A 21,618-nucleotide genomic window follows, 5' to 3' on the forward strand; every position below is an offset into this window, starting at 1 on the left:
GGGGGCTGCCCCCGAGCTGGGAGCCATGAGGTGGCGACGCGAGCCCCCTACCCCCCGAACGCCTCCTCGCACGGCGCAAAGCGTTCCTCCAGCGCGGCCACATCATCGGCGAGGATATGTTCCTGATTGACCGGAAAGAGCGCGTCCTGGACCGACATGATGTATTCGCGGCTGGTGCGGCCATCAGCGACGGCCTGATCCAGCCATTCTGCCGTTTCCATCATCAGGTTTTCAGCAAACTGCGTATCGGCGAGATATTGCGTCATGATACCGGCCTGCGCGTTGCAATAGATATTGAGATCCACCTCGTTCAGCTCCGTCGCAGGGGTCAGGGCAAGGCTGGCGGCAATAAGGGCGATCATGGCGGGTCTCCTGTCATGAATATGTGCCCGAGCCTGCGCCGGGCCAACGCGCCTGCCAACTGACAAACCGTGTCAGCGCCACCCCTGCCTTGCCAAGCCCGGCAAATGGCGTATGCGTGGGGCCATGAGCGAGATTGCTGACCGCCTTATTTCCGGAGACCGCGCCGCGCTGGCGCGCGCCATCACGCTGGCTGAATCCACCCGCGCCGACCACCAGCAAGAGGCGCGCGCGCTGCTGACGCAGGTGATGGATCATACCGGCGGGGCGGTACGTATCGGGCTGACGGGCGTGCCGGGCGTTGGCAAGTCCACCCTGATCGAGGCGTTTGGCACCTTCCTCACCCGTCAGGACCACAAGGTGGCCGTGCTGGCGGTGGACCCGTCCTCCACGCGCACCAGAGGCTCCATTCTGGGCGACAAGACGCGCATGGGGGCGCTGGCGACCGACCCCAACGCCTTCATCCGCCCCTCCCCTTCAGCCGGCACGCTGGGCGGGGTGACGCGCAAGACGCGCGAGAGCCTGCTCCTGTGCGAGGCGGCAGGGTTTGATGTCGTCATCATCGAGACGGTGGGCGTTGGCCAGTCAGAGACCGAGATTGCGGGCATGGTGGACGTGTTCGTCGCCCTGATGCTGCCGGGCGCGGGCGATGAGCTGCAGGGCATCAAGAAGGGCCTGCTGGAGCACGCCGAGATATTGTTCGTGAACAAGGCCGATGGCGAGAACGAGAAGCGGGCGAAACGCGCCGCGCGCGATCTGGAAGCCGCACTGCACCTCTTCACGCCGACCAATCCGCACTGGCAGCCCAAAGTGCTGACGGGCTCAGCGCTGGAGGGGCAGGGTATCGACGCGTTGTGGGAGGCCATCACAGCTCACCGCAATGCCATGCAGGGCGCGGGCGCGTTTGAGGCCCGGCGGCGCGAGCAGCAGGTCGGCTGGATGCGGGCCATGGTGGAAGCGATGGTGCTGGAGCGCTTTCACGCGAGCCCGGCTGTACGCAGCGCTTTGCCCGGTCTGGAAAGCGATGTGGCCAGCGGCACCCTGCCCGCCAGCGAAGCGGCAGAGCGCCTGACCGCGCTGTGGAACAAGGCCCGGCTGGACTAATTCTCCGCCAGTGCCTTCGCCTGCCCGACCCAGTCATCGCGCACGATACGCCCGCGTGCATTCAGAAGCGCGTCATACTTCTCGATATCGGCGGCGCTCCACGCGGCGACCTGGCGGAAGTGGAACACGCCCGCCTCGGTCAGCGTGCTTTCGGCTTTCGGTCCCAGTCCCTTGATGCGGGTCAGGTCATCCGGCCCTGCACTGGCGTCCGCGCCCGTCTTGGCCGCTTCGGGAGCGGGCTTCACCGTTTCCGCCCTGGCCGGCTCTGGCGATGGCGCAGGCTGTGCCGGTTCGGCGGCCGGTGCAGAAGCAGCGGCGGCGGGCTTTTCACGCGGCGGGAGGCGCAGCGTGCCTTCGGGACGCGCGCCGCGCAGTATCCAGCCAATCACCCCGCCCAGCAGCGCCGAGAGCGCCAGCAAGACCCACATATGCCACATCAGCCACATCATTACGGTTCGATCCTAACTTGCTTCGGACACGTCTTCAGCGCCGCCACGCGCAATCACTTCCAGCGTGACCCCCGTCTCCCCGGCCGGGCCGCTGGCGCGTACCATCAGGCGCAGCGGATCGGCCCCGCCCGCAATCAGCGGTGACATCAGGGCTTCAGCAATGGCGGTTCCTGAGCGTGATGGCGTCGTGATCACAAGCTCGCCGCGCTGGCAGCGCGAAAAGGCAGACCCCGCCTCTGCCAGCGCATCCACGGCATCTGGCGAGATCGGCAGGCGCGCCTCCAGCGCACTGCCATCCGGCCCCAGTGCAGCCTGCACCAGAAGGTCACACAGCGCGACAGACCGCAGAGGCGCAGCAAAAACGGTATTGCCCGCGCGCACATGGGCGGCTGAGCCAAAGGGTGGCGGGGGCGACATCATTCCACCGGCAACGCTCTCGCCTGTCTGGATGCTGCCAGCAAACCCGGCAAGCGCAAGCCCCTCATCAAGCAGGAAGGCCGTGCCCTCCTCCAGCCGCACCAACTCGCCCAGAAGCAGACGCACAGCCGCTTCCCAGCCATCGGGCATCTGGCCTGCAGACTCTTCAAGAAACACATCTGCATCCGCTATCAGCACACGGGCGATTTCCTCGACGCGGGAGGCCGCACCGGGATCGGGCGCAAAGCCGCGAACCACCAGCGCGTTGCGGTCCAGATCCGCACGCAGGGCAAGGCCAGCTTCCGGCAAGGCAAGGCGTGTCTCGTCCACCACGCGCGTGACACCGCCCGCAACAGCGCCGCCCGCCCAGTCGGCCTGACGCACCGCCCTTACCGCGCGGGCGCGGGCATCTTCCGAAGGGGCATAGCCTGAGATGATGGCGCGCTGGCCGCGCATCTCCACAACCGCCCATCCCTGCTCGCCCACGCGCTCCAGCCCGGCCTCTGCGGCAGCGCCAAGACGCGCCTCCATGGCCCGCGCCGACCAAGGCGAAAGATACACCGCCCATATCCCGAACAGGATGAAAACACCTGCGGCAATCAGCAGGCCACGATGACGAATCAGAGGGGCGAAACGGTTCATGTCCGCCACTCTAGCGCGAATTGTTTGCGGGTTTTAGGGGGAAAGCGGAACTGAAAGCCCGCTACTCCCTGATCTTCTCATAGGCAGGCAGGGTGAGGAATTCCTCGAACGCCTCGTCGAGCGCCAGCGAGGTGAGAATGTCCTCAGCCTCGCCAAACCGGCCCTCACCCCACGCATTATCGCCGATTTCCGCGCGGATGGCCTTGGCCGCCCCGGCAATCACTTCTTTCACGTAAGCGGCATCGACCACGCGTCCTTCCGCCGTCTTCGCGCCGTGCGTGCGCCATTGCCAGAGCTGGGCGCGGCTGATCTCGGCGGTTGCCGCATCTTCCATCAGATTATGGATCGGCGCTGCGCCCCGCCCCTGCAGCCAGGAGGCGATATAGCGGATTGCGACATCGGCATTGCCCAGCACACCCGCATGCGTGATCGTGCCTTCAGGCGCGGTCAGCAGCGCGGCGGCATCTTCGGTCACGTCCGGGATTTTGGAGAGCTGGTTCGGGCCGGTCATCACGGCGTCGAACGCCTCCATCGCCACGGGCACCAGAGCCGGGTGGGCGACCCATGCGCCGTCATGGCCGATGCTCGCTTCGCGCGTCTTGTCGGCCTTCACCTTGGCGATGGCGGCTTCATTGGCCGCATCATCGCCCTTGACGGGGATGAAGGCGCTCATCCCGCCCATGGCGTGCGCGCCGCGCCGGTGACAGACGGCGATCAGGCGCTTGGCGTAGGCGGCCATGAAGGGCACCGTCATCGTCACCTGGCCCCGGTCGGGCAGGATGGCTGCCGGATTGGTCTTCTGGCGCTTGATATAGCTGAAGATATAGTCCCAGCGCCCGGCATTGAGCGCGGTGATGTTCTCGCGCAGGACGTAAAGGATTTCATCGAGCTCGAACGTCGCCGTGATCGTCTCGATCAGAATGGTGACGCGCACGGTCCCTGCGGGCAGGCCCAGCACGCTCTCGCAATGGCGGATGACGAGCGACCAGAGCTGGGCTTCCTCCATCGTCTCCAGCTTGGGCAGGTAAAAGTAAGGCCCCGTGCCGTTCTTTTTCAGCTGGGCATGGTTGTGCAGGAGGTAAAGCGCGAAATCGGCAAAGCCGCCGCTCATGGGCGCGCCATCAATCTCGATATGGGCTTCATCCAGATGCAGCCCCCGCGCCCGCACGATCAGGACCGCATGATCCTTGTTCAGCGCATAGGATTTGCCGCTATCGGGATCGGTGTAATCAATCTTCTTGTGGACGGCGTCGCGCAAATTGACCTGCCCCTCCATCATGTTGGTCCATGACGGGGTGGAAGCGTCCTCAAAGTCCGCCATGAAGCATTTCGCGCCGCAGTTAAGCGCGTTGATGATCATCTTGCGGTCGACCGGGCCGGTAATCTCCACACGGCGGTCAGCGAGGTCAGCAGGCGCGGCAGGGACGGTCCATTCGCCCGCCCGGATCGCGGCGGTATCGGCGCGGAAGCCAAGCGTTTCAGCACCGGAATCCAGCCGTTTCTGACGCTCGGCCCGCGCCGCCATCAGCGCCTTGCGGCGCGCATCGAACCGCCGGTGGATGTCTGCCAGCAGGGACAACGCTTCGCCCGTGAGGATCGTCTCGTAGCCGGGACGCATCGCGCCCTTGATGGTGACGCCTGCGGGCGTGGAGATGGCTTGTCCGGTCATGTGAATGTCCTTTTTTACGCGTTTTCCCGGCGCAAGCCGGGATCCAGTCTTTTTAGTGATGCTCCGCACATCCGTGCGTCGCTCCTCGCCCCTTCGAGACGCCGCCTGCGGCGGCTCCTCAGGGTGAGGTGCCTCGGGCGCAAGGCCCGTCCCCGGCTTGATCGGGGATCGCGCTTGCGGGCCGCTTCGCGGCCCGGGAAGCCGGGTCCCAGATCAGATTTCCAACTTCCCCGCCGATACCACAACCCCGTCGCGGTCAGCATAAAGCCAGTCTCCGGGTGCGAAGGTCACGCCAGCAAAGCTGACAGAGATGCCGCGCGTGCCGAGGCTTCGCTTGTCGGTTTTACGCGGGATGAGGCCGAGGGCCAGCACGCCCAGCTGTTCGGCCTCCAGCTCGTGCGCATCGCGCGCCGCGCCATGGACCAGAATGCCGGCCCAGCCATTGGCCGCCGCAAGCTTTGCAAGGTCTCCGCCGACCATGGACCGGCGAAGGCTCGCCCCGCCATCGATGACCAGCACCCGGCCCTCGCCCGGCTCCGACAGAGCTTCGCGCACCCGCGAATTATCTTCATAGGCCAGAATGGTCTCGATAGGGCCATGAAACACCTGCCGCCCGCCATAATGGGTGAAGAGCGGCGCCAGCACGCGCACCTTGTCCGGGTAGGTGTCGCAGAGGTCTGCGGTGTGGGGCATGGGTTTTGTCCCTCGTCCTTCGAGCACCACGTGTCCGATGGATGAGGGGCGCATCAAGCATTCCCCCGTCCTTCCAGACACAACTCTCAGCGTCATTCCGGAAAGCGCGTCAGCGCTTATCCGGAACCCAGAGATCATCAAAAACGCTGGGTTCCGGGTCTACGCTGCGCTTCGCCCGGAATGACGCATAAGAGGTGCGAATTACTCCGCCGCGCTCGCCTTGAACTGGGCGGTTTCGGTGCTTTCGCCCATGGCGGTCGTGGAGGCATTGCCGCCCGACAGGGTGAGGTTCACCTTGTCGAAATAGCCGGTACCCACTTCGCGCTGGTGGCGCGTGGCGGTGTAGCCATCCTTCTCGGCCCCGAACTCGGCCTGTTGCAGCTCTGAATAGGCGCCCATGCCCCGGTCGCGATAGCCGCGCGCCAGCTCGAACATGCCGTAATTGAGCTGGTGGAAGCCAGCCAGCGTGACGAACTGGAACTTGTAGCCCATCGCGCCCAGCTCGCGCTGGTAGGTCTCGATGGTGGCCTTGTCCAGATTGGCTTCCCAGTTGAAGGAAGGCGAGCAGTTATAGGCCATCATCTTGCCCGGATAGGCTTTCTGGATGGCTTCGGCAAAGCGCTTGGCCTCTTCCAGATTCGGCTTGGAGGTCTCCCACCACAGGAGGTCAGCCACTTTCGCGTAGGCAAGGCCGCGCTTGATGCAGTGCTCCACGCCAACGCCGCTTTTCAGGCGGAAGAAGCCTTCGGCCGTGCGGCCCGCGTCGAAATCGATAAACTCGTGATCGCGCTCGTCAATATCGGAGTTGATGAGCGTGGCTGATTCCGCGTCCGTGCGCGCGACGGTGATGGTCGGCACGCCCATGATGTCAGCGGCCAGACGCGCGGCATTGAGATTGCGCTCATGCTGGCTGGTCGGGATCAGCACCTTGCCGCCCAGATGCCCGCACTTCTTCTCGGCTGCCACCTGGTCTTCAAAGTGGACGCCAGCAGCGCCCGCCTCGATGAAGGCCTTCATGATCTCAAAGCAGTTCAGCGTGCCGCCAAAGCCGGCTTCGGCATCGGCCACGATGGGGGCAAACCAGTCACGGCTCGCCTTGCCGGTCTCGGCCACTTCGATCTGGTCGGCGCGCTGGAGCGTGCGGTTGATCTTGCGGGCGAGCTCCGGCGCGGAATTGGCCGGATAGAGCGACTGGTCGGGATACATCGCGCCTGCGGTGTTGGCGTCGGCGGCAACCTGCCAGCCGGAGAGGTAGATGGCTTTCAGGCCAGCACGCACCATCTGCATGGCCTGATTGCCCGACAGGGCGCCCAGCGCATTGATGTAAGGCTCGCTGTTGAGCAGCTGCCAGAGGCGGGCCGCGCCGCGCTCGGCGAGCGTATGGCTGATCTGCACGGAACCGCGCAGCTTGATCACCTCTTCAGCGGTGTAATTGCGCTCAATGCCGTCAAAACGGCCCGGTGCGGCGGCGGGGACGAGATCGTAAAATGTGGTCATGGCAGACCTCCTCAAGCTAAAACTTGTAGGTTTCATACACCCAGCGGGCGCGAACGGCACATATGACCGCATATAAAAGCGGAATGCGTGTCGCATATTGATGCAAATCAATTTGTGTGGTTGTAATTATTCATACATGGAGCTGACGCTGATGGACGCTGGCCAGCAGGAAAAACTGTATGCGGGCGCGCGCTTGCGCAGGCTGCGCCGTGAGCTGGGCCTGTCACAGGCCGAGTTCGCCGAAACCGTCGGCATATCGGCAAGCTATCTGACCTTGCTGGAACGCAATCAGCGCCCGGTGACGGCGCGCGTGCTGCTGGCGCTGGCCGAAAGCCATGATGTGGATGTGCGCGCCTTTGCCGCCGAGTCCGACCGGCAGACGGTCAGCGATCTGACAGAGGCGCTGGGCGATCCGGTTCTGAAGGGCGCGGAGCTGGACCAGCGCGACATAAGAGAGCTGGCCGACGCCCATCCGCGCGCGGCCGAGGCCATGGCGCGCCTGTTCCAGGCCTATCGGGAGGCACAAGGCAATGCGGCTGAGCTGGCCTCGCGCCTGGCGGACGGGCCTTCAGCCCCCACGGGCTCGCTCCTGCCACTGGAAACGGTACGCGATGCGCTGGACAATGCGCAAAACCATTTTCCCCAGCTGGAAGATGCCGCCGATGCCCTGCGCGAGGCCGCCCGTCTTGACGATCTCGGCCGGACACAAGGCATGCATGATTATCTGCGCCGCCAGCACGGGGCGGCGGTGCGCGTCTATGATGACAGCGTAATGGCCGGCACGCTGCGCCGTTTCGACTTTCATGCACGCAAGCTTCTGCTGTCCGAACTCCTGTCGCCTGCCGGAAAGGACTTTCAGACTGCGCTGACCATGGTGCTGCTCGACTGCGCTGATGTGCTGGACGCGGTGACAGCGCGCGCGGCCCTGCCAGATCCTGTCACCGCGCGCCTGTTGCGGGCCAATCTGGCCGGATATACCGCCGCCGCCCTTCTCATGCCCTATGACAGCTTCCACCAGGCCGCTGAAGGCACAGGCTATGATGCCGAAGCGCTGAGCTACCGCTTTGGCATCAGCTATGAGCAGGCCGCCCACCGGCTGACCACGCTGAACCGCCCTTCCCGGCGCGGCGTGCCCTTCTTCCTCATGCGCATCGATCAGGCGGGCAATGTGACCAAGCGCTTCGGTGGCGGGGTGATCCCGTTTGCGCGCTCTGGCGGGGGATGCCCGCGCTGGCCGGTACACGACGCTTTCCGCATGCCTGAGCGCAGCCACACCCATACCGTCGAGCTGACCGATGGCACTCAGTACGTATCCGTTACACGTGCCGTGACCCGCCCCCTGCCCGGCGGCGGCGCGGCGCTGCAGGCCGTTGTGCTGGGATGCGAGGCAAAGCATGCAGACCGGCTGGCACTAAAACCCTCATCGGGTGCGCCCATCGGCATCGGCCTGACCTGCCGGCTGTGCGAGCGCGAGATGTGCGCCCAGCGCGCCTTCCCGCCCTTGCAGCGCAATCTGAAGATAGAGCCGCACACAAGGCCAGTGGCGCCGTTTGCCTTTAACTAGAGGCGGCAAACAAAAAGGGCCGGAGCGATGCTCCGGCCCTTCCCGTTTCAAGGTTTCTTGCGAAACCTAGAAGCGCGTGCGCAGCGTGATGCCGTAGGTGCGCGGAGCACCCAGGAAGGCAGCATAGCTGGCCGTGTTGCGCGGCTGGGTCCACTCACCAGCATCAAAGCCGGCCTGACCACGGCGGCCTTGCGCGAAGGCGTCAATCGCGACCTGAGCGTAGGTCTCGTCGGTGAGGTTGCGGCCCCACAGTTCGAGGAACCAGCGTTCGTCGTTCGAGCCGATGCCGATACGGGCATTAATCAGCGTGAACGCGTCCTGGAACTTCTCCGGGTCGTTGTCAGAGCCGGTATTGTAGCCAGACACGTAGCGGCTATCGAGGCCCATACGGGTGATGAGATTATTGCCCAGAGACGCTTCGTAGTTCACCGCGAGATTGAAGAAGTGCTCCGGTGACAGCGAGAAGCTCTCACCCTCCAGCGCGTCGATCAGACCATCGCCGGTATCCACCGTCTCATAGAGCGTGTTGACGTAGGCATAGCCGCCCGAGATATCGAGCCCGTCGACCGGGGTGAGCCAGAGGAAGTCGAACTCGGCGCCGTAGGAGCGGGCCTCATCCACCGACTCCACCACGAAGGCGGTGCCGTTGAAGGTGTTCAGCTGGAAGTCCTCAATGTCCTGGTAGAACAGGTTACCATTGAGCTGCAGAACGTTGCCGAACAGGGTCGACTTGAAACCGGCTTCCCAGGCGGAGATGGTTTCGGGCGCGAACGAGGTGTCCACGTTCGTGTAACCGGTCGCATCAAATGGCCCGTTGAACTGGCGGTCGAGGTTGAAGCCGCCAGCCTTGAAGCCACGCGAGTAGCCGCCATAGATCATCACGTCATCGGTCAGGTCATACTGCGCGCGCAGCGTGCCCGACACTTCCTCGTCCGTGCGCGACTGGTCATAGCCGTTCGCGTCCAGGCCGGAGCGGGCATAAGGCAGACACATATTGCCAATCGCAACCGAGCCAAGAATGACGTCGTTCATGGTCAGAAGACCTGCCTGAACGGCTGGCGCGGCAGACTGCTGGAACCCGGCAATGGGATCAAACCCGAACGCGCCTTCCAGCGCGGCGCAGGCCGCCGGGGAGTTGGTGGAGAAGCTCGCCGTCAGGTCTTTCTCCTCACGCGTATAGCGCAGGCCCGCCGTCACCGAGAAACGGTCCGTGAAGGCGTAGGTGTTGTGGGTGAAAGCCGCCCAGCTTGTGGCGGTCTGGTTGTAGATATCCTGATTCACGCCGGTGCCAGCGACGATCGCCTGGCCGACAGGGATATTCACCGCACCACCCGTCAGGTTGGAGATGGTCTGGCTGACGCCCGCGACGTTGCCCGCCAGCAGGATGCCCAGGAAGGGCTCCCAGTCCGCGCCAAAACGAATGGAATCGCCCAGTTCAAGCTCTTCACGCGAGTAGAAACCGCCGACGAGCCAGTCGAGATTGCCGCGTACGCCCTGCAGGCGGAATTCCTGGCTGAAACGGTCAAGGTCAGTGAAATTGCCATCCAGACGGTTGGCTATGTCCAGGCTGGAATAGTCGACATCCTGGGTGCGCTCATTCTCCCAGTGGCGGAACGCCGTGATGGAGGTGAGAGTCGCACCGTCAAAATCCACATCGAACTCAGCCGAAAGGCCCCAGTCCGTCACGTCCTGCTGGTAGGGCGTGTTGGCGAAGGCCTGACGGGCAGACGGATCGGCCGGGCTCAGGACCTGACCGCCCAGCGAGCCGACAATGCCGACGATGGTCGGATCATAGTCCCACTGCACGGCCGAGCAGCAGAATTCGCTGCGGTCGGAGAAGTCGGCAATGATGCGGCCGGTGACGGTCGCGCTCGGCGTCCACAGAAGCTGGCCGCGGATCGAGTAATAATCCTGATTTTCAGAATCGGTGACGGTCATCGTGCCGCCGTCACGCAAGTTCATGGTGGTGAAGCCATCGCGCTGATTGGTGACAGCAAACAGGCGGAACGCCAGCTGGTCTTCAACAATCGGGCCCGTGATGGAGCCGGACAGGCGGCGAAGATCATAATTGCCGACCTGAAGCTCTGCCTGGCCGCCAAACTCGAACTCGGGCTGCTGCGTCATGATGTTCAGAACGCCGGCCGAAGTGTTCTTGCCAAACAGCGTGCCTTGCGGGCCGCGCAGAACCTCAATGCGCTCCAGCTCACCCAGATCGCCAAAGCCCACGCCGTTACGGGCGCGGAACACGCCGTCGATGTAAACGCCGACGGAGCTTTCAAGGCCGAAATTGTCACCCACCGTGCCGACGCCGCGCACACGCGCCGTGGTGATGGTCTCAGACTGGGTGGACGTCACCATCAGGCCCGGCGCCAGAGCGATCAGATCCTTGATGTCCTGGATACCGGAATTTTCCAGCTGTGCCTGGTTGAAGGCAGAAACAGCAACCGGCACGTCCTGCAGACTTTGCTCGCGCTGCTGCGCGGTTACCGTGATCACTTCGAGCTGGCGCTGGGCGCCGGGCTCGCCTGCTGTCTGGGCGAATGCACCGCCAGCCAGCACGATCGGTGAAGCTGCGGCGAGAAGCGCCGCGCGTACAAACTTCATTTTCATTTGTTTCCTCCGCGAATGCCGGGCAGGGAGGCCCGCATTTCTTGTTGCAACGCAGCATTTCTCTGCGCTGCACCCAGACTATCCTTATTTGCGCAGAAGAGAAGGGGGGACCGGCCAATATCCTCAGAAAACCGTCGCGAAACCCGGTCTTCTGCTGCACTCGCGTCGGACGTGTTGCGTTGCGAACACGCAACTGCGCAAAAACTCGCAATGTATTGGCTGCATTTATGCTGCAGTCGCAAATATACTATACGCAGCTGCAGCAATTCTCCGAAGGGGCCATTGATGCATTCACGCCCCTTGTGGAGTGAGCGATTTCACCATGGAAAAAGGCCGGGGCGATTGCCCCGGCCTTCTCTCCTCCCTGACGGTTCTGATGACCGCTTCAGGCCTATGAGTACTGTCTATACTAGTTTCTGACGCGGAACTCCAGCCCGACGACCCGGCCGCGGTTAAGCGGCGAGAACGTCCCGCCCAGCGGGAACGGCCCCAGCGTTGCGGGCAGCTGGGTGTCGTTGCCGTAAGTGACCTCATTGGAGAGGTTCTTGCCATACAGCGCGAGAATATGGCGGCCTTCATTGAACGACAGCGACAATCCGGCATCCCAGATCCCCACCGAGTCAAAGAAGCCAAGATTACTATCGGTATAGGCGTTCGCGTCGCGATAGTTATAGCTGACCGAGCCGGTCAGCAGCGTTCCGCCAAACAGGTTCAGCGGGACATCGTGATACAGCCCGACCCCGTAGGTCCATGGCGCAAGCCGCGGAATGTCGAGAGCCAGATCTGCAGCATTGATCACGCCATCACCGTTAAGGTCGAAGATGACGCTGTCATAACTGCCGTCCAGATAACCGACCTGTGCCGTCAGCAGCGTGTTCTCGCCCAGGAAGAAGCGGCCCTCCACCTCGAAGCCCTGGATTGTTGCGTCAGCCGTGTTGCGGATGATCTGGACAACCCCGGCCATCGGGTCCGACTCATTGATCTCCCGCTGCATGTCATTGATGCTGTTATGGAATGCAGCGATATTCAGGCGAATATTGCCGTTAGCCAGATCCGTTTTCAGGCCCACCTCGAAGGAATCGATCCGCTCCTGGTCAAACGGTCCGGGAGTGATCGCCGGGTTGGGCGAGGTATTGCGGAAATTGTAGCCACCTGAACGATAGCCTTGCGACCAGCTGGCATAGAGCTGACTGACATCATCATAGCGGAACTGCACGCCGACCCTTGGAGCGAACGAAGACCAGCTGTCAGAGTCAATGAACGCGCCCGGATTTCCGGCAACCACCGTACATCCCTGTCCGACGACACAAGGCGTGCCCGGCAGCAGCGACTGGATACGCGCATCCTTGTCTTCAACCGAGTAGCGGCCGCCAATGCTGAAGGTCAGACGCTCGCTGGCGTGAATGTCGAAATTGGCAAACACACCCCAAGTCGAGTGGTCGATCGTGCCGCCACCCGCAGTGATGAGCGCTCCGCCAAGCAGGTTGCGCCGCTCAACATACTCGATCGTCTGGTCGAAATAGAAGAGCCCGGTCGTGACATCGACATTGCCGAACGTACCCGCGTACCGCAGCTCGTTGGACCACTGATTCTGGGCCAGCGATGACGGCGCGTGGAAGAGGAAGCCCGGCGTGGCGTCAATATCGCCAAGCGACTGACCATCATAGTCCCGCCAGCCAAGGACATTGGTGATCGTGCCGTTGCCGAAATCCACCCCGATATTGGTCTCGAAGATGGCCTGACGCCAATCAGCACGGGCAAAGCCCGGCTCGTCGATTGCAAAGTCGAACGTGCCGCGCTGGAAGAGACCCCCGACACCCGAACCGTTGACGTGGTTCTGGCCTGACGGCCCGTCACCATCGGTCTCGCCGTATTCAAGGCGCAGCAGGAACTCCAGATTGTCGTTGGGCCGGAGGGCGATGGCAGGCCGGATGATCGTGACCTGATTGGCACCATGCGATGAGTTGTCAAAGCGGTTGGTGAACCAGCCATCATCATCGCTGTGATAGACTGCCAGCTTGGCCGATATTTGCTCGGTGAGCGGGCCGGAAATGACACCGGAGGCAACCCAGCGCAGGCCAGTCTCAACGCCGACGCGCCCATTGAAGCGGAACTCATCGGTCGGGGTGGTGGTGCGCACCACGACGGCGCCGCCCGTCACGTTGCGCCCGAACAGCACACCCTGCGGTCCGCGCAGGACTTCGATGGCTTCAAGGTCGAAATTGTCTACGACAACGCCGGAATTGATGCCGTAATAGATGCCGTCAACAAAATAGCCGACAGTCGGGTCAATCGCCGGAATCGAGCTGTTGATGCCGAGACCCCGAATGGAAAAGTTCGCGATACTCGGGCTTGTCCCGACATCTTCAAACTGGACGTTGGGAATGACATAGCTCAGCGAGCTGATGTCCTGATACTACAGGGCGGCCAGCTGATCACCGCTGAACGCCGTAACGGCAACCGGCACTTCCTGTACCGCCACGCCGTCCGGCCGCTTGGTGCCGGTAATGGTGATGACCTCGCGCAGCGCCTCTGTGGCGCTTTGCGCCTGCACGCCTGCCGTGAACACCAGAGGCGAAGCCGCCGCCAGCAACATCATCCGAATCAAAGAAGCTTTCATTGCGTTCGTTCCTCCCGCTCCGGGAGTTCCGCCCCGGATTTATTGTTGCAGCGCAATACAGCACTGTAATTCCGAGATTGGCTGATCCGCCATGCAAGTAAAAGCGGGGCCGCCCGAACAGCAGGCAGGAAATTCGGCGTTTCCGCCCCTTATAGTCCGAAAAGAGCCTTTATGTTGCAAAACTGACACGCAATTTCGCTGATCATTATTTGTTGAATCTGAAACTATTTTTTGCAGATGCGAAGCGACAGCGCCAGCGCAGCAAATCAGGCCGATGCCGAGGGCCTGGCCCTTACGGCTTCCAGCCACCCCGCCAGCGCGTCGTGATTTCCAGCCGGCGCGATCTTCACCCACGCCGCGAACTCGACAAAGACGAAAGCGGCTATGTCCGCGACTGAAAACATATCCCCCGCAAGCCACGGCGTGTCGCCAAGACGCGTGTCCAGAACATCAAGAAAACGATGCGCCCTGGCCCGGCCGCGTTCTGCCAGTTCGGGTATCTGCTCCACCGCATGCGGGCCCGGCAAGGCCCGTCCCGCCATGGCTCTCGAGCTGTTGCGCAACACCTCCATGATGGCCATCAGCCCCTCGAACTCGGCTCGCCACAGCCATTCGGCCACCCGCGCCTTCTCCAGCGGTCCGGTACCCATCAGCGGCGGGTCAGGATACACCTCCTCCAGCCAGCGCGCGATGGACGCATTATCACACAAGGCCTCCCCCTCCGGCGTCACCAGCACCGGCACGGTGCAGGCCGGATTGACCGCCCGGAACTGTTCGGAAAATTGCTCCCCATTGCGCAGATCAATCTCCACCCGCCTCACCTCCACGCGCTTTTCGGCAAGGATCATGCGCGCACGTCTGGGACTGGGGGCGGTAGCGCAGTCGTAGAAAATGATTGTCATGGTGGGGCCTCCGCCCGGGTTGCGCGCCGGGGTGCCGTCCCGGTTCACCGTCAGGGCAATGCTTGGGACACAAGGCCTGCCCCGATTCTGCCCAGATGTGTCCAAAATGGCCTTATTCTGTCCAAGTCCTGACGCGAAGCATAATTACGGTTAATACGGGTTGAACACTAACGGAGGGGGGCCTCCTCATGTCATCGTATGAATTGAGAGATACTATTATACGCCGGCGTCCCGAATACCGCACCGCAGACACCACTGTTTCGGGAGACGTCAGACAGATGAGCCGTATTGACCAGAAGACGCACCAGATTGTCGACCGGCTGAGCGACGCCTTCTATCGCGCAGCGGGTGATTTCAACGCCTATCTCGATTTCAGGGCTACGCGCGGCCGGATGTTTGGCGGGGCACTGCCGCCCCATCGCTGGGTGCAGCGCGCGGCGCAGTATCCTGACAGTCATATCATGCACTTCTCCATTCTGGCCGCCCTCATCCTGTTTGAAGGCCTGGCCAACGCCTATTTCTTTTCCAAGGCATCAGACCTCGGCCTTCTGGGCGGCTGGATTCAGGCCATCACCGTGGCCTTCACCAACGTCATTGCGGCCTTCTTCCTGATCGGGTTTGTCGGCCTTCGCAGCCTGTCCAATCCGGACCGGCCCTTCTCCTTCATCGCGGCGCTGATCGGCGTTCCTGTTGCGCTGAGCTTTGTTGTCTTCCTGAACTTCTCGGCCGCGCACTATCGCGACCTGCTGGAGATCAACGAGGCGGTTCTGGCAACGGGCACGCTGGCCGGTACCGGCGAGATACTCGCCCCTGTCACCCGCGCGCTCACCTTCCAGCCGTTTGAAACACTTGAAGCGCTGCTGCTGTTCATCCTGGGCATCACGTTTGCCGCGATTGCCGCCTTCAAGGGCGCGACCTTTGATGACCGCCTGATCGGCTACGGCGCCGTACAGCGCCGCGCCATCCGCTCTGCCGCCCATCTGGCCGCTGTCATCAAGCAGGTGCCGCTGGACCGCAGCCAGGAGCCGCAAGGCGCCAGCAACACGGTCGGCAGCAGCACCTATGAAGACGCGGTCCGGCTGAAGCTGGATATTGACGCCTTCTTTGCCGAGCAGACCCAGCGCGCGCTCAACCGCCACCGCGAGGCTGCCGATTTTCAGGATGACGCCGCCCGTCATGGCAGCGAGCCCCGCTCGCGCGACGACAAGCCGCCCTTTCCGGGCTAGTATCCGATTGGCCGGTGCGGGGGCGCTGGCGGAAAAGGGGCTGGAACCATGAGAGGCAAGGATCTTGTAGGCCTGTTTAACATGGTGGTTGTCGCCGGGGTACTCGGCGCAATCAGCTATGCGGCTCTGGTCCTGCAGCCAGAGGAGTATGATCCCGAAACGCTCTGCCTGGTCGGGGAAACACCTCCGCACACGGTCATCATGATTGACCGTACCGAGGTCCGCTACACGCCCTCGCAGGCCCGCCGGATCAACGACGTCATCCTTGCCGCACGCAGTCAGCTGGAAATCGGCGAACGCCTCTCCCTTTTTGAGCTCAACCATCGCGGCGAAATCCGCAATACCAACCGGTTTTCGGTCTGCAATCCGGGGCGGGGCGACCAGATCAACCCGCTCTATCGCAACCCGAACCGGGTGCAGGCGCGCTATGATGCGTTGTTTGACCGCCCGCTCGACCGCGCGCTCGACGGGTTGATGGATCTGATCGACTCGCCCGTCACACCGCTGCTGGAATCGCTGGCCGAGCTGGGCAATAGCGAGGATTTCAACACCGCTGTCCCGCGCCGGCGCATCATCCTGATCTCCGACATGCTGCAGAACACGCAGCTATATTCGGTTTACGGCCCCGCCCGCGCGGACCTGGCCAACCGCCTGCCTGATCCGGGCACAATCGCGCGCCAGATCGAAGCGCGCTATGGCCGCACTCTGGCTGGCGTGGAGATCGAGATACTGTTCGTCGCACAGGATCATGATGGCTGGACGCCGGAACAGCGCGCCGCTATCCGCGCACACTGGCAGGCCATTTTTGCCCAGCTGGGCGTGCGCCAGAGCTGGCAGGAATTCGCCCAGTAGGTGAAACCTTCATCCTGCACCTCCCGGTGTCATGGTGTCTCCCCCCGTTCACGGGGGGAGTGCCCCCGAAAAGGGGGCGAGGGGGGGGGTAACTCAAAACAAGCTCCCCCCTCCGGTCCTTCGGACCACCTCCCCCGTAAACGGGGGAGGACATCACCTAGCGGGCTAGGATCACCGGCATGCGCGGGTGATGACAACTTGCCCCAGAATTTAACCGCGCCTTAACCATACCAATTATTTCAGCAATTTACCAAAAATAAATCACGAATTTTTACCGGACTGAAACGCTCCCCGGTGTTTACTCTGCTCACGTTCAGGACGGGTCGGGATGGACTTGGCTCTGGGCAGCCAGCGAGCTAAACAACAAGGAGTAGTGGGATGAAAAATCTGGTTTCGCGTTTCTTCAAAGACGAATCGGGTGCAACGGCCATCGAATATGGTCTGATCGCCGCCCTTATCGCCGTTGTGATCATCAGCGCTGTGACCCTGCTGGGCACCAGCCTTGAGAGCACCTTCGAGACGGTTGAGGAAGCCCTCGGCTAAGCTGGTTTAGTCCAGCCACAAGTTCCCGACCCAGAGTCGGCTGGATGGGCCGCCCCTTGAAGGGGCGGCCTTTTCAGTTTTGGGAGTTGCCCATCTCTGAAATCCCGGCCCAGCGCAGCGCAGAGCCGGGACCCGTTGCAGGATAAAGCCCTCGTCCTTCGAGCGCCACCGCGTCCGAAAGGATGAGGGCTCTGGGGCTTTTCCCCTCATCCTGAGGGTGAGCGTAGCGAACGTCTCGAAGGACGAGGGAAAAGGCCGCCGGGAAGCGGCCCCGCCCTCCGGTTTCAGCGGTCGGAACTTCCCTCCCGCGCCCTGCCGGTATACTCACTGGCACCATGACAGATCAGATCATACCGCTCGCTGACGGATTTGCGCCCGCCACGCCGGATGCGTGGGAAGCGCTTGCCGTGAAGGCACTGGCTGGCAAGCCGGTGAACTTGCTGACACGCCGCACGCGCGACGATGTTGCACGCGGTCCGCTGTTTGCGCCTCACAATGCGGCGCCGCCTGATGCGGCGCTGCCCGGCACACCGCCCTTCGCTCGCGGGCGCGTACTGGCGCGCGATGCCTACCTGCCCTGGGCCATGCGGCAGGCGCACGACACCGCCGCTCCGCGCGAAGCCAATACCGCCATACTGGCCGACTTGGCAGGCGGGGCGAGCGAGATCACGCTGGAGATCGATCCCTCCGGCAAATCGGGAATCGCCGCGCGTAATTCAGACGAGCTCGAAGCCGTCCTCGCCGATGTGATGCTGGACCTCGCCCCGGTCCATTTGCGCGCAGGCGCGTGGGATGTTGAGGCAGCCCGCCTGCTGCTGGACCTGCTGGAGCGCCGGGATGCGGTAGCGGGCGGCGGGCTGGGCCTGTCAGCCGCGCTGGGCCGGGAGGCAGGTAAACGCATCGCACTGGCCACGCGGGCGCGCAAAACATCGCCTGCCATCCGTGCCTTCCGCGCCGATGGCCGCGCCGTATTCGAGGCGGGCGGCACCGAGGTGCAGGAGCTGGCTTTTGCCGCCGCCAGCGCCGTCGAGGCCATGGAAGCGCTGGTCAAAGCGGGCTGGGATGCGGGCGATGCCGCCGCCACGATAGAGGTGGAGCTGGCCGCCGATACCGATATTCACCTGACCATTGCCAAGCTGCGCGCCATGCGCCTGATCTGGGCGCAGATGATGGATGCGTGGGGCATCAGCGACGAGCGCGGCGCGTTGTATATACACGCGACGACCGGCGAACGGGGCCTGTCCGCCATTGATCCGTGGACGAACCTCATCCGGGCCGCCTGTGCAGGCCTTGCCGCCACGGCGGGCGGGGCAGATGCGCTGACCATCACACCGATGACGCGCGCTTCCGGGCGCTCCACGCCCTTCTCACGGCGTCTTGCGCGCAATCTGCACATCTTGCTCGCCGAAGAGACCCATGCCGGAAAGATCAATGATCCGGCAGGCGGCAGCTATCTGCATGAAACGCTCAGCCATAAGCTTGCCGAAGCCGCATGGGGCGAGATGCAGCGCATGATCGCTCTTGGCGGGGCCAGCGCGGCGCTACGCTCCGACAGCTGGAAAGGAGATATCGCCAAGGCCGCTGACGGGCTGATGAAGCTGGTCAGCACGGGCAAGGAGCCGGTTATCGGTGTTACCAGCTTCCCTGATCTCGATCCGCGCGCCCTGAAAGCTGAAGACGGCGCCTACACACCGCCAGCCCTTGCCAAATCTGCCTTCGCAGACGCGCCGGTTGACGCCATCCCGCTGCCCGCACCGATGCGCACAGCCGCGCCCTTCGAGGCTATCCGCGCCAAGGTGGAGGCCGCCGCGCCGGGGCCGGTTTTCCTCGCCACGCTTGGCACTTTGCCGGAATTCAATGCCCGCGCGGGCTTTGCCACCAACCGGCTGGGCGTGGCCGGGCTGCGTACAGCGCCTGCCATGGCCCATGACAACGTAGAGGCATGCGTTGAGGCGTTTAGAAGCTCCGGCTCTGCCCTCGCCATCATGTGTGGCACTGATCAGGCTTATGCAGACCACGCCGCCGGGCTCGCCGCAGCGCTGAAAGCTGCCGGTGCGGTATCCGTCTGGCTGGCCGGGCGGCACGACAGTGCCCCGGCAGACGCCGCCATAGATCACGCGATCCATATGCGCTCTGACGCGCTGGAAGACGCCCGCCTTGCCGCGCGCGCGATGGGAGTGGATGCATGACCCGTCAGACCCCGCCCGATTTCACGCGCCTGCCCTTCAATCCGCCGCGCGCAGCAGCCAGCAAGGCCGCCCGCCCGGACGGCTGGATGAGCCCTGAAGGCATCGAGATCGCCCCCGCCTATGGGCCGCAGGACACCGCGCCGCTGGACTTTGCAGGCGGCCTGCCGGGCCTTGCCCCCTTCCATCGCGGCCCCTACCCGACCATGTTCGTGCAGCGCCCGTGGACGATCCGCCAGTATGCGGGCTTCTCCACGGCGGAAGACTCCAACGCCTTCTACCGGCGCAATCTGGCCGCCGGGCAGAAAGGGCTTTCCATCGCCTTCGATCTGGCCACGCACCGGGGCTATGACAGCGATAATCCGCGCGTGATCGGCGATGTCGGCATGGCGGGCGTGGCGGTCGATTCCATTCTCGATATGCGCCAGCTTTTCGACGGCATACCGCTGGACCAGATGAGCGTGTCGATGACGATGAATGGCGCGGTGCTGCCCGTGCTCGCGCTCTATATCGTCGCGGCAGAGGAACAGGGCGTAAAACCGGCCCAGCTTTCAGGCACGATCCAGAACGACATCCTGAAAGAGTTCATGGTGCGCAACACCTATATCTACCCGCCTGCGCCCTCTATGCGGATCATCTCCGACATTTTCGCCTTCACCTCGACGGAGATGCCGCGTTTCAACTCCATCTCCATCTCCGGCTACCACATACAGGAGGCTGGCGCCCCGGCGGATCTGGAGCTGGCCTACACCATCGCGGATGGGCTGGAATACATTGCCGCCGGCGTGAAGGCCGGGCTGGACGTGGACACATTCGCCCCGCGCCTCTCCTTCTTCTGGGGCATTTCCATGAATTATTACATGGAAGTGGCCAAGCTGCGCGCCGCGCGCCTGATCTGGGCGAAGCTGGTGAAGGAGCGCTTTGCGCCGAAGTCCGACAAATCCCTCTCCTTGCGCGCGCACAGCCAGACATCCGGCTGGTCTCTGACCGCGCAGGACGTGTTCAACAATGTCGCGCGCACCACGATCGAGGCGATGGCCGCTGTCGATGGTCACACCCAGTCGCTGCATACCAATTCGCTGGATGAGGCGCTGGCCCTGCCGACGGACTTCTCCGCCCGCATCGCGCGCAATACCCAGATCGTGCTGGAAACCGAGGCGCACCTGACCGACACAATCGATCCGTGGGGCGGCAGCTGGTTTGTCGAGCGCCTGACCCATGATCTTGCTGCCCGCGCGCTCGCCCATATCGAGGAAATCGACGCGCTGGGCGGCATGGCGAAAGCCATCGAGGACGGCACACCGAAACTGCGCATCGAGGAGGCGGCTGCCAAGACGCAAGCGCGCATCGATTCCGGCCAGCAGACGATTGCGGGCGTGAACAAGTTCCGCCTGACCGAGCCTGAAGACGTGCCGGTGCTGAAGGTGGATAATGCCGGCGTGCGCCGCCAGCAGCTTGAAAAGCTGAAAAAGCTCAAGGCGGAGCGCGATCCGCAACAGGTGGAGGCCGCCCTGCACGCCCTCACCCGCGCGGCGGATGAGAAAACCGGCAATCTGCTGGCTCTGGCCGTCGATGCGGCCCGCGCGCATGCCAGCGTAGGGGAAATTTCCGACGCGCTGGAAAAGGTTTATGGCCGCCACAAGGCCGCCATCCAGTCGATACAGGGGGTGTATTTGAAAGCCTCAGGCAATGACGAGAAGGTCCAGCGCGCGCTGGCCGCCGCCGATGCCTTTGCCGAGGCCGAGGGGCGCCGGCCGCGCATACTGATCGCGAAAATGGGCCAGGACGGCCATGACCGGGGCCAGAAGGTCGTCGCCTCCGCCTTTGCTGATCTCGGCTGGGACGTGGATATCGGCCCGCTCTTCCAGACGCCCGAAGAAGCCGCCCGCCAGGCCATCGAAAACGATGTCCATGTCGTGGCCGCGTCTTCGCTGGCCGCCGGACACCTCACCCTGGTGCCCGCGCTGCGCGATGCGCTGAAAGATGGCGGGGGCGGTGACAAGCTGATCGTGGTGGGCGGCGTGATCCCGCCTGAAGACGTCTCCACGCTGCGCCAGATGGGCGCCGCCGCCGTCTACCCGCCCGGCACGGTGATTGCCGATAGCGCGATAGAGCTGATCGAGAGGCTGGGTAGCGCGCGCTGATCGCCCCCTTATTTCGTCATTCCGGGCGGAGCGCGGCAGCGCGCAGACCCGGAACCCAGCGTCTTGTGAAAAATGGGTCCCCGCTCGGAGGCGGGGACCCCGGTGTTTCTGGCTATTACCTCTCAACCGGGTTCCCGGGC

General features: G+C 63.4%; 17 protein-coding genes. 7 read left to right on the forward strand and 10 right to left on the reverse strand.

Annotated elements, in window-relative coordinates; translation table 11 throughout:
- Nucleotides 1-47 precede the first annotated feature (47 nt).
- Nucleotides 48-362, reverse strand: a complete 315-nt coding sequence (locus X907_RS09950; RefSeq protein ID WP_127567563.1) for a hypothetical protein — start codon at nucleotides 360-362, stop codon at nucleotides 48-50.
- A 124-nt stretch (nucleotides 363-486) separates the two neighbouring features.
- Between X907_RS09950 and meaB the strand changes: the two genes are divergently transcribed.
- Nucleotides 487-1,464 carry a methylmalonyl Co-A mutase-associated GTPase MeaB gene (gene meaB / locus X907_RS09955; protein ID WP_127567565.1) on the forward strand — a complete coding sequence of 326 codons (978 nt, stop codon included), beginning with the start codon at nucleotides 487-489 and terminating at the stop codon, nucleotides 1,462-1,464.
- On the opposite strand, the gene X907_RS09960 is transcribed toward meaB, so the two are convergent.
- The 5 genes from X907_RS09960 to aceA all read right to left on the reverse strand — a co-directional run bounded on the left by X907_RS09960 (nucleotide 1,461) and on the right by aceA (nucleotide 6,831).
- The gene (locus tag X907_RS09960; RefSeq protein ID WP_127567566.1) at nucleotides 1,461-1,913 is read right to left on the reverse strand and encodes a hypothetical protein; all 453 of its coding nucleotides are present in this window, start codon (nucleotides 1,911-1,913) and stop codon (nucleotides 1,461-1,463) included. The genes meaB and X907_RS09960 overlap by 4 nt on opposite strands.
- Before the next feature lie 12 nt (nucleotides 1,914-1,925).
- Nucleotides 1,926-2,972 (reverse strand): hypothetical protein, encoded by a 1,047-nt coding sequence (locus X907_RS09965; protein ID WP_127567568.1) that lies wholly within the window; start codon nucleotides 2,970-2,972, stop codon nucleotides 1,926-1,928.
- Nucleotides 2,973-3,033: 61 nt separating this feature from the next.
- The gene (aceB, locus tag X907_RS09970) at nucleotides 3,034-4,641 is read right to left on the reverse strand and encodes a malate synthase A (RefSeq protein WP_127567570.1); all 1,608 of its coding nucleotides are present in this window, start codon (nucleotides 4,639-4,641) and stop codon (nucleotides 3,034-3,036) included.
- A 213-nt stretch (nucleotides 4,642-4,854) separates the two neighbouring features.
- On the reverse strand, nucleotides 4,855-5,334 hold the full coding sequence (rraA, locus tag X907_RS09975) for a ribonuclease E activity regulator RraA (RefSeq protein ID WP_127567572.1): 480 nt from the start codon (nucleotides 5,332-5,334) through the stop codon (nucleotides 4,855-4,857).
- Nucleotides 5,335-5,535: 201 nt separating this feature from the next.
- Nucleotides 5,536-6,831 carry an isocitrate lyase gene (gene aceA, locus X907_RS09980; protein ID WP_127567574.1) on the reverse strand — a complete coding sequence of 432 codons (1,296 nt, stop codon included), beginning with the start codon at nucleotides 6,829-6,831 and terminating at the stop codon, nucleotides 5,536-5,538.
- A 151-nt stretch (nucleotides 6,832-6,982) separates the two neighbouring features.
- On the opposite strand from aceA, the gene X907_RS09985 reads away from it, so the two are divergent.
- Nucleotides 6,983-8,395: a helix-turn-helix domain-containing protein gene (locus tag X907_RS09985; protein ID WP_233352296.1), complete on the forward strand. Its 1,413-nt coding sequence runs from the start codon at nucleotides 6,983-6,985 to the stop codon at nucleotides 8,393-8,395.
- Nucleotides 8,396-8,461: 66 nt separating this feature from the next.
- On the opposite strand, the gene X907_RS09990 is transcribed toward X907_RS09985, so the two are convergent.
- The 4 genes from X907_RS09990 to X907_RS10005 all read right to left on the reverse strand — a co-directional run bounded on the left by X907_RS09990 (nucleotide 8,462) and on the right by X907_RS10005 (nucleotide 14,527).
- The gene (locus X907_RS09990) at nucleotides 8,462-11,005 is read right to left on the reverse strand and encodes a TonB-dependent receptor (protein WP_127567578.1); all 2,544 of its coding nucleotides are present in this window, start codon (nucleotides 11,003-11,005) and stop codon (nucleotides 8,462-8,464) included.
- Nucleotides 11,006-11,414: 409 nt separating this feature from the next.
- Complete coding sequence (locus tag X907_RS09995; RefSeq protein ID WP_335808404.1) at nucleotides 11,415-13,412, reverse strand: TonB-dependent receptor; 1,998 nt, start codon at nucleotides 13,410-13,412, stop codon at nucleotides 11,415-11,417.
- 9 nt (nucleotides 13,413-13,421) lie between these two features.
- Nucleotides 13,422-13,625, reverse strand: coding sequence for a hypothetical protein (locus tag X907_RS10000; RefSeq protein WP_127567582.1), 204 nt, complete (start codon nucleotides 13,623-13,625; stop codon nucleotides 13,422-13,424).
- A gap of 266 nt (nucleotides 13,626-13,891) precedes the next feature.
- Nucleotides 13,892-14,527 (reverse strand): glutathione S-transferase family protein, encoded by a 636-nt coding sequence (locus X907_RS10005; RefSeq protein ID WP_233352298.1) that lies wholly within the window; start codon nucleotides 14,525-14,527, stop codon nucleotides 13,892-13,894.
- Between the two features lie 278 nt (nucleotides 14,528-14,805).
- Here X907_RS10005 and X907_RS10010 point away from each other — a divergent pair, with 278 nt between their 5' ends.
- The 5 genes from X907_RS10010 (at nucleotide 14,806) to scpA (ending at nucleotide 21,478) form a co-directional block, all read left to right on the forward strand.
- The gene (locus X907_RS10010) at nucleotides 14,806-15,753 is read left to right on the forward strand and encodes a hypothetical protein (protein WP_127567584.1); all 948 of its coding nucleotides are present in this window, start codon (nucleotides 14,806-14,808) and stop codon (nucleotides 15,751-15,753) included.
- Between the two features lie 48 nt (nucleotides 15,754-15,801).
- On the forward strand, nucleotides 15,802-16,605 hold the full coding sequence (locus X907_RS10015; RefSeq protein ID WP_127567586.1) for a hypothetical protein: 804 nt from the start codon (nucleotides 15,802-15,804) through the stop codon (nucleotides 16,603-16,605).
- Between the two features lie 378 nt (nucleotides 16,606-16,983).
- Complete coding sequence (locus X907_RS10020) at nucleotides 16,984-17,148, forward strand: Flp family type IVb pilin (RefSeq protein WP_127567588.1); 165 nt, start codon at nucleotides 16,984-16,986, stop codon at nucleotides 17,146-17,148.
- A gap of 335 nt (nucleotides 17,149-17,483) precedes the next feature.
- The gene (locus tag X907_RS10025; protein ID WP_127567590.1) at nucleotides 17,484-19,337 is read left to right on the forward strand and encodes a methylmalonyl-CoA mutase family protein; all 1,854 of its coding nucleotides are present in this window, start codon (nucleotides 17,484-17,486) and stop codon (nucleotides 19,335-19,337) included.
- Nucleotides 19,334-21,478 carry a methylmalonyl-CoA mutase gene (scpA, locus tag X907_RS10030; protein ID WP_127567592.1) on the forward strand — a complete coding sequence of 715 codons (2,145 nt, stop codon included), beginning with the start codon at nucleotides 19,334-19,336 and terminating at the stop codon, nucleotides 21,476-21,478. The genes X907_RS10025 and scpA overlap by 4 nt, the downstream gene beginning before the upstream one ends.
- Nucleotides 21,479-21,618: the final 140 nt, after the last annotated feature.

This window comes from Glycocaulis alkaliphilus, from assembly GCF_004000605.1.
Taxonomy (GTDB): Bacteria; Pseudomonadota; Alphaproteobacteria; order Caulobacterales; family Maricaulaceae; genus Glycocaulis; species Glycocaulis alkaliphilus.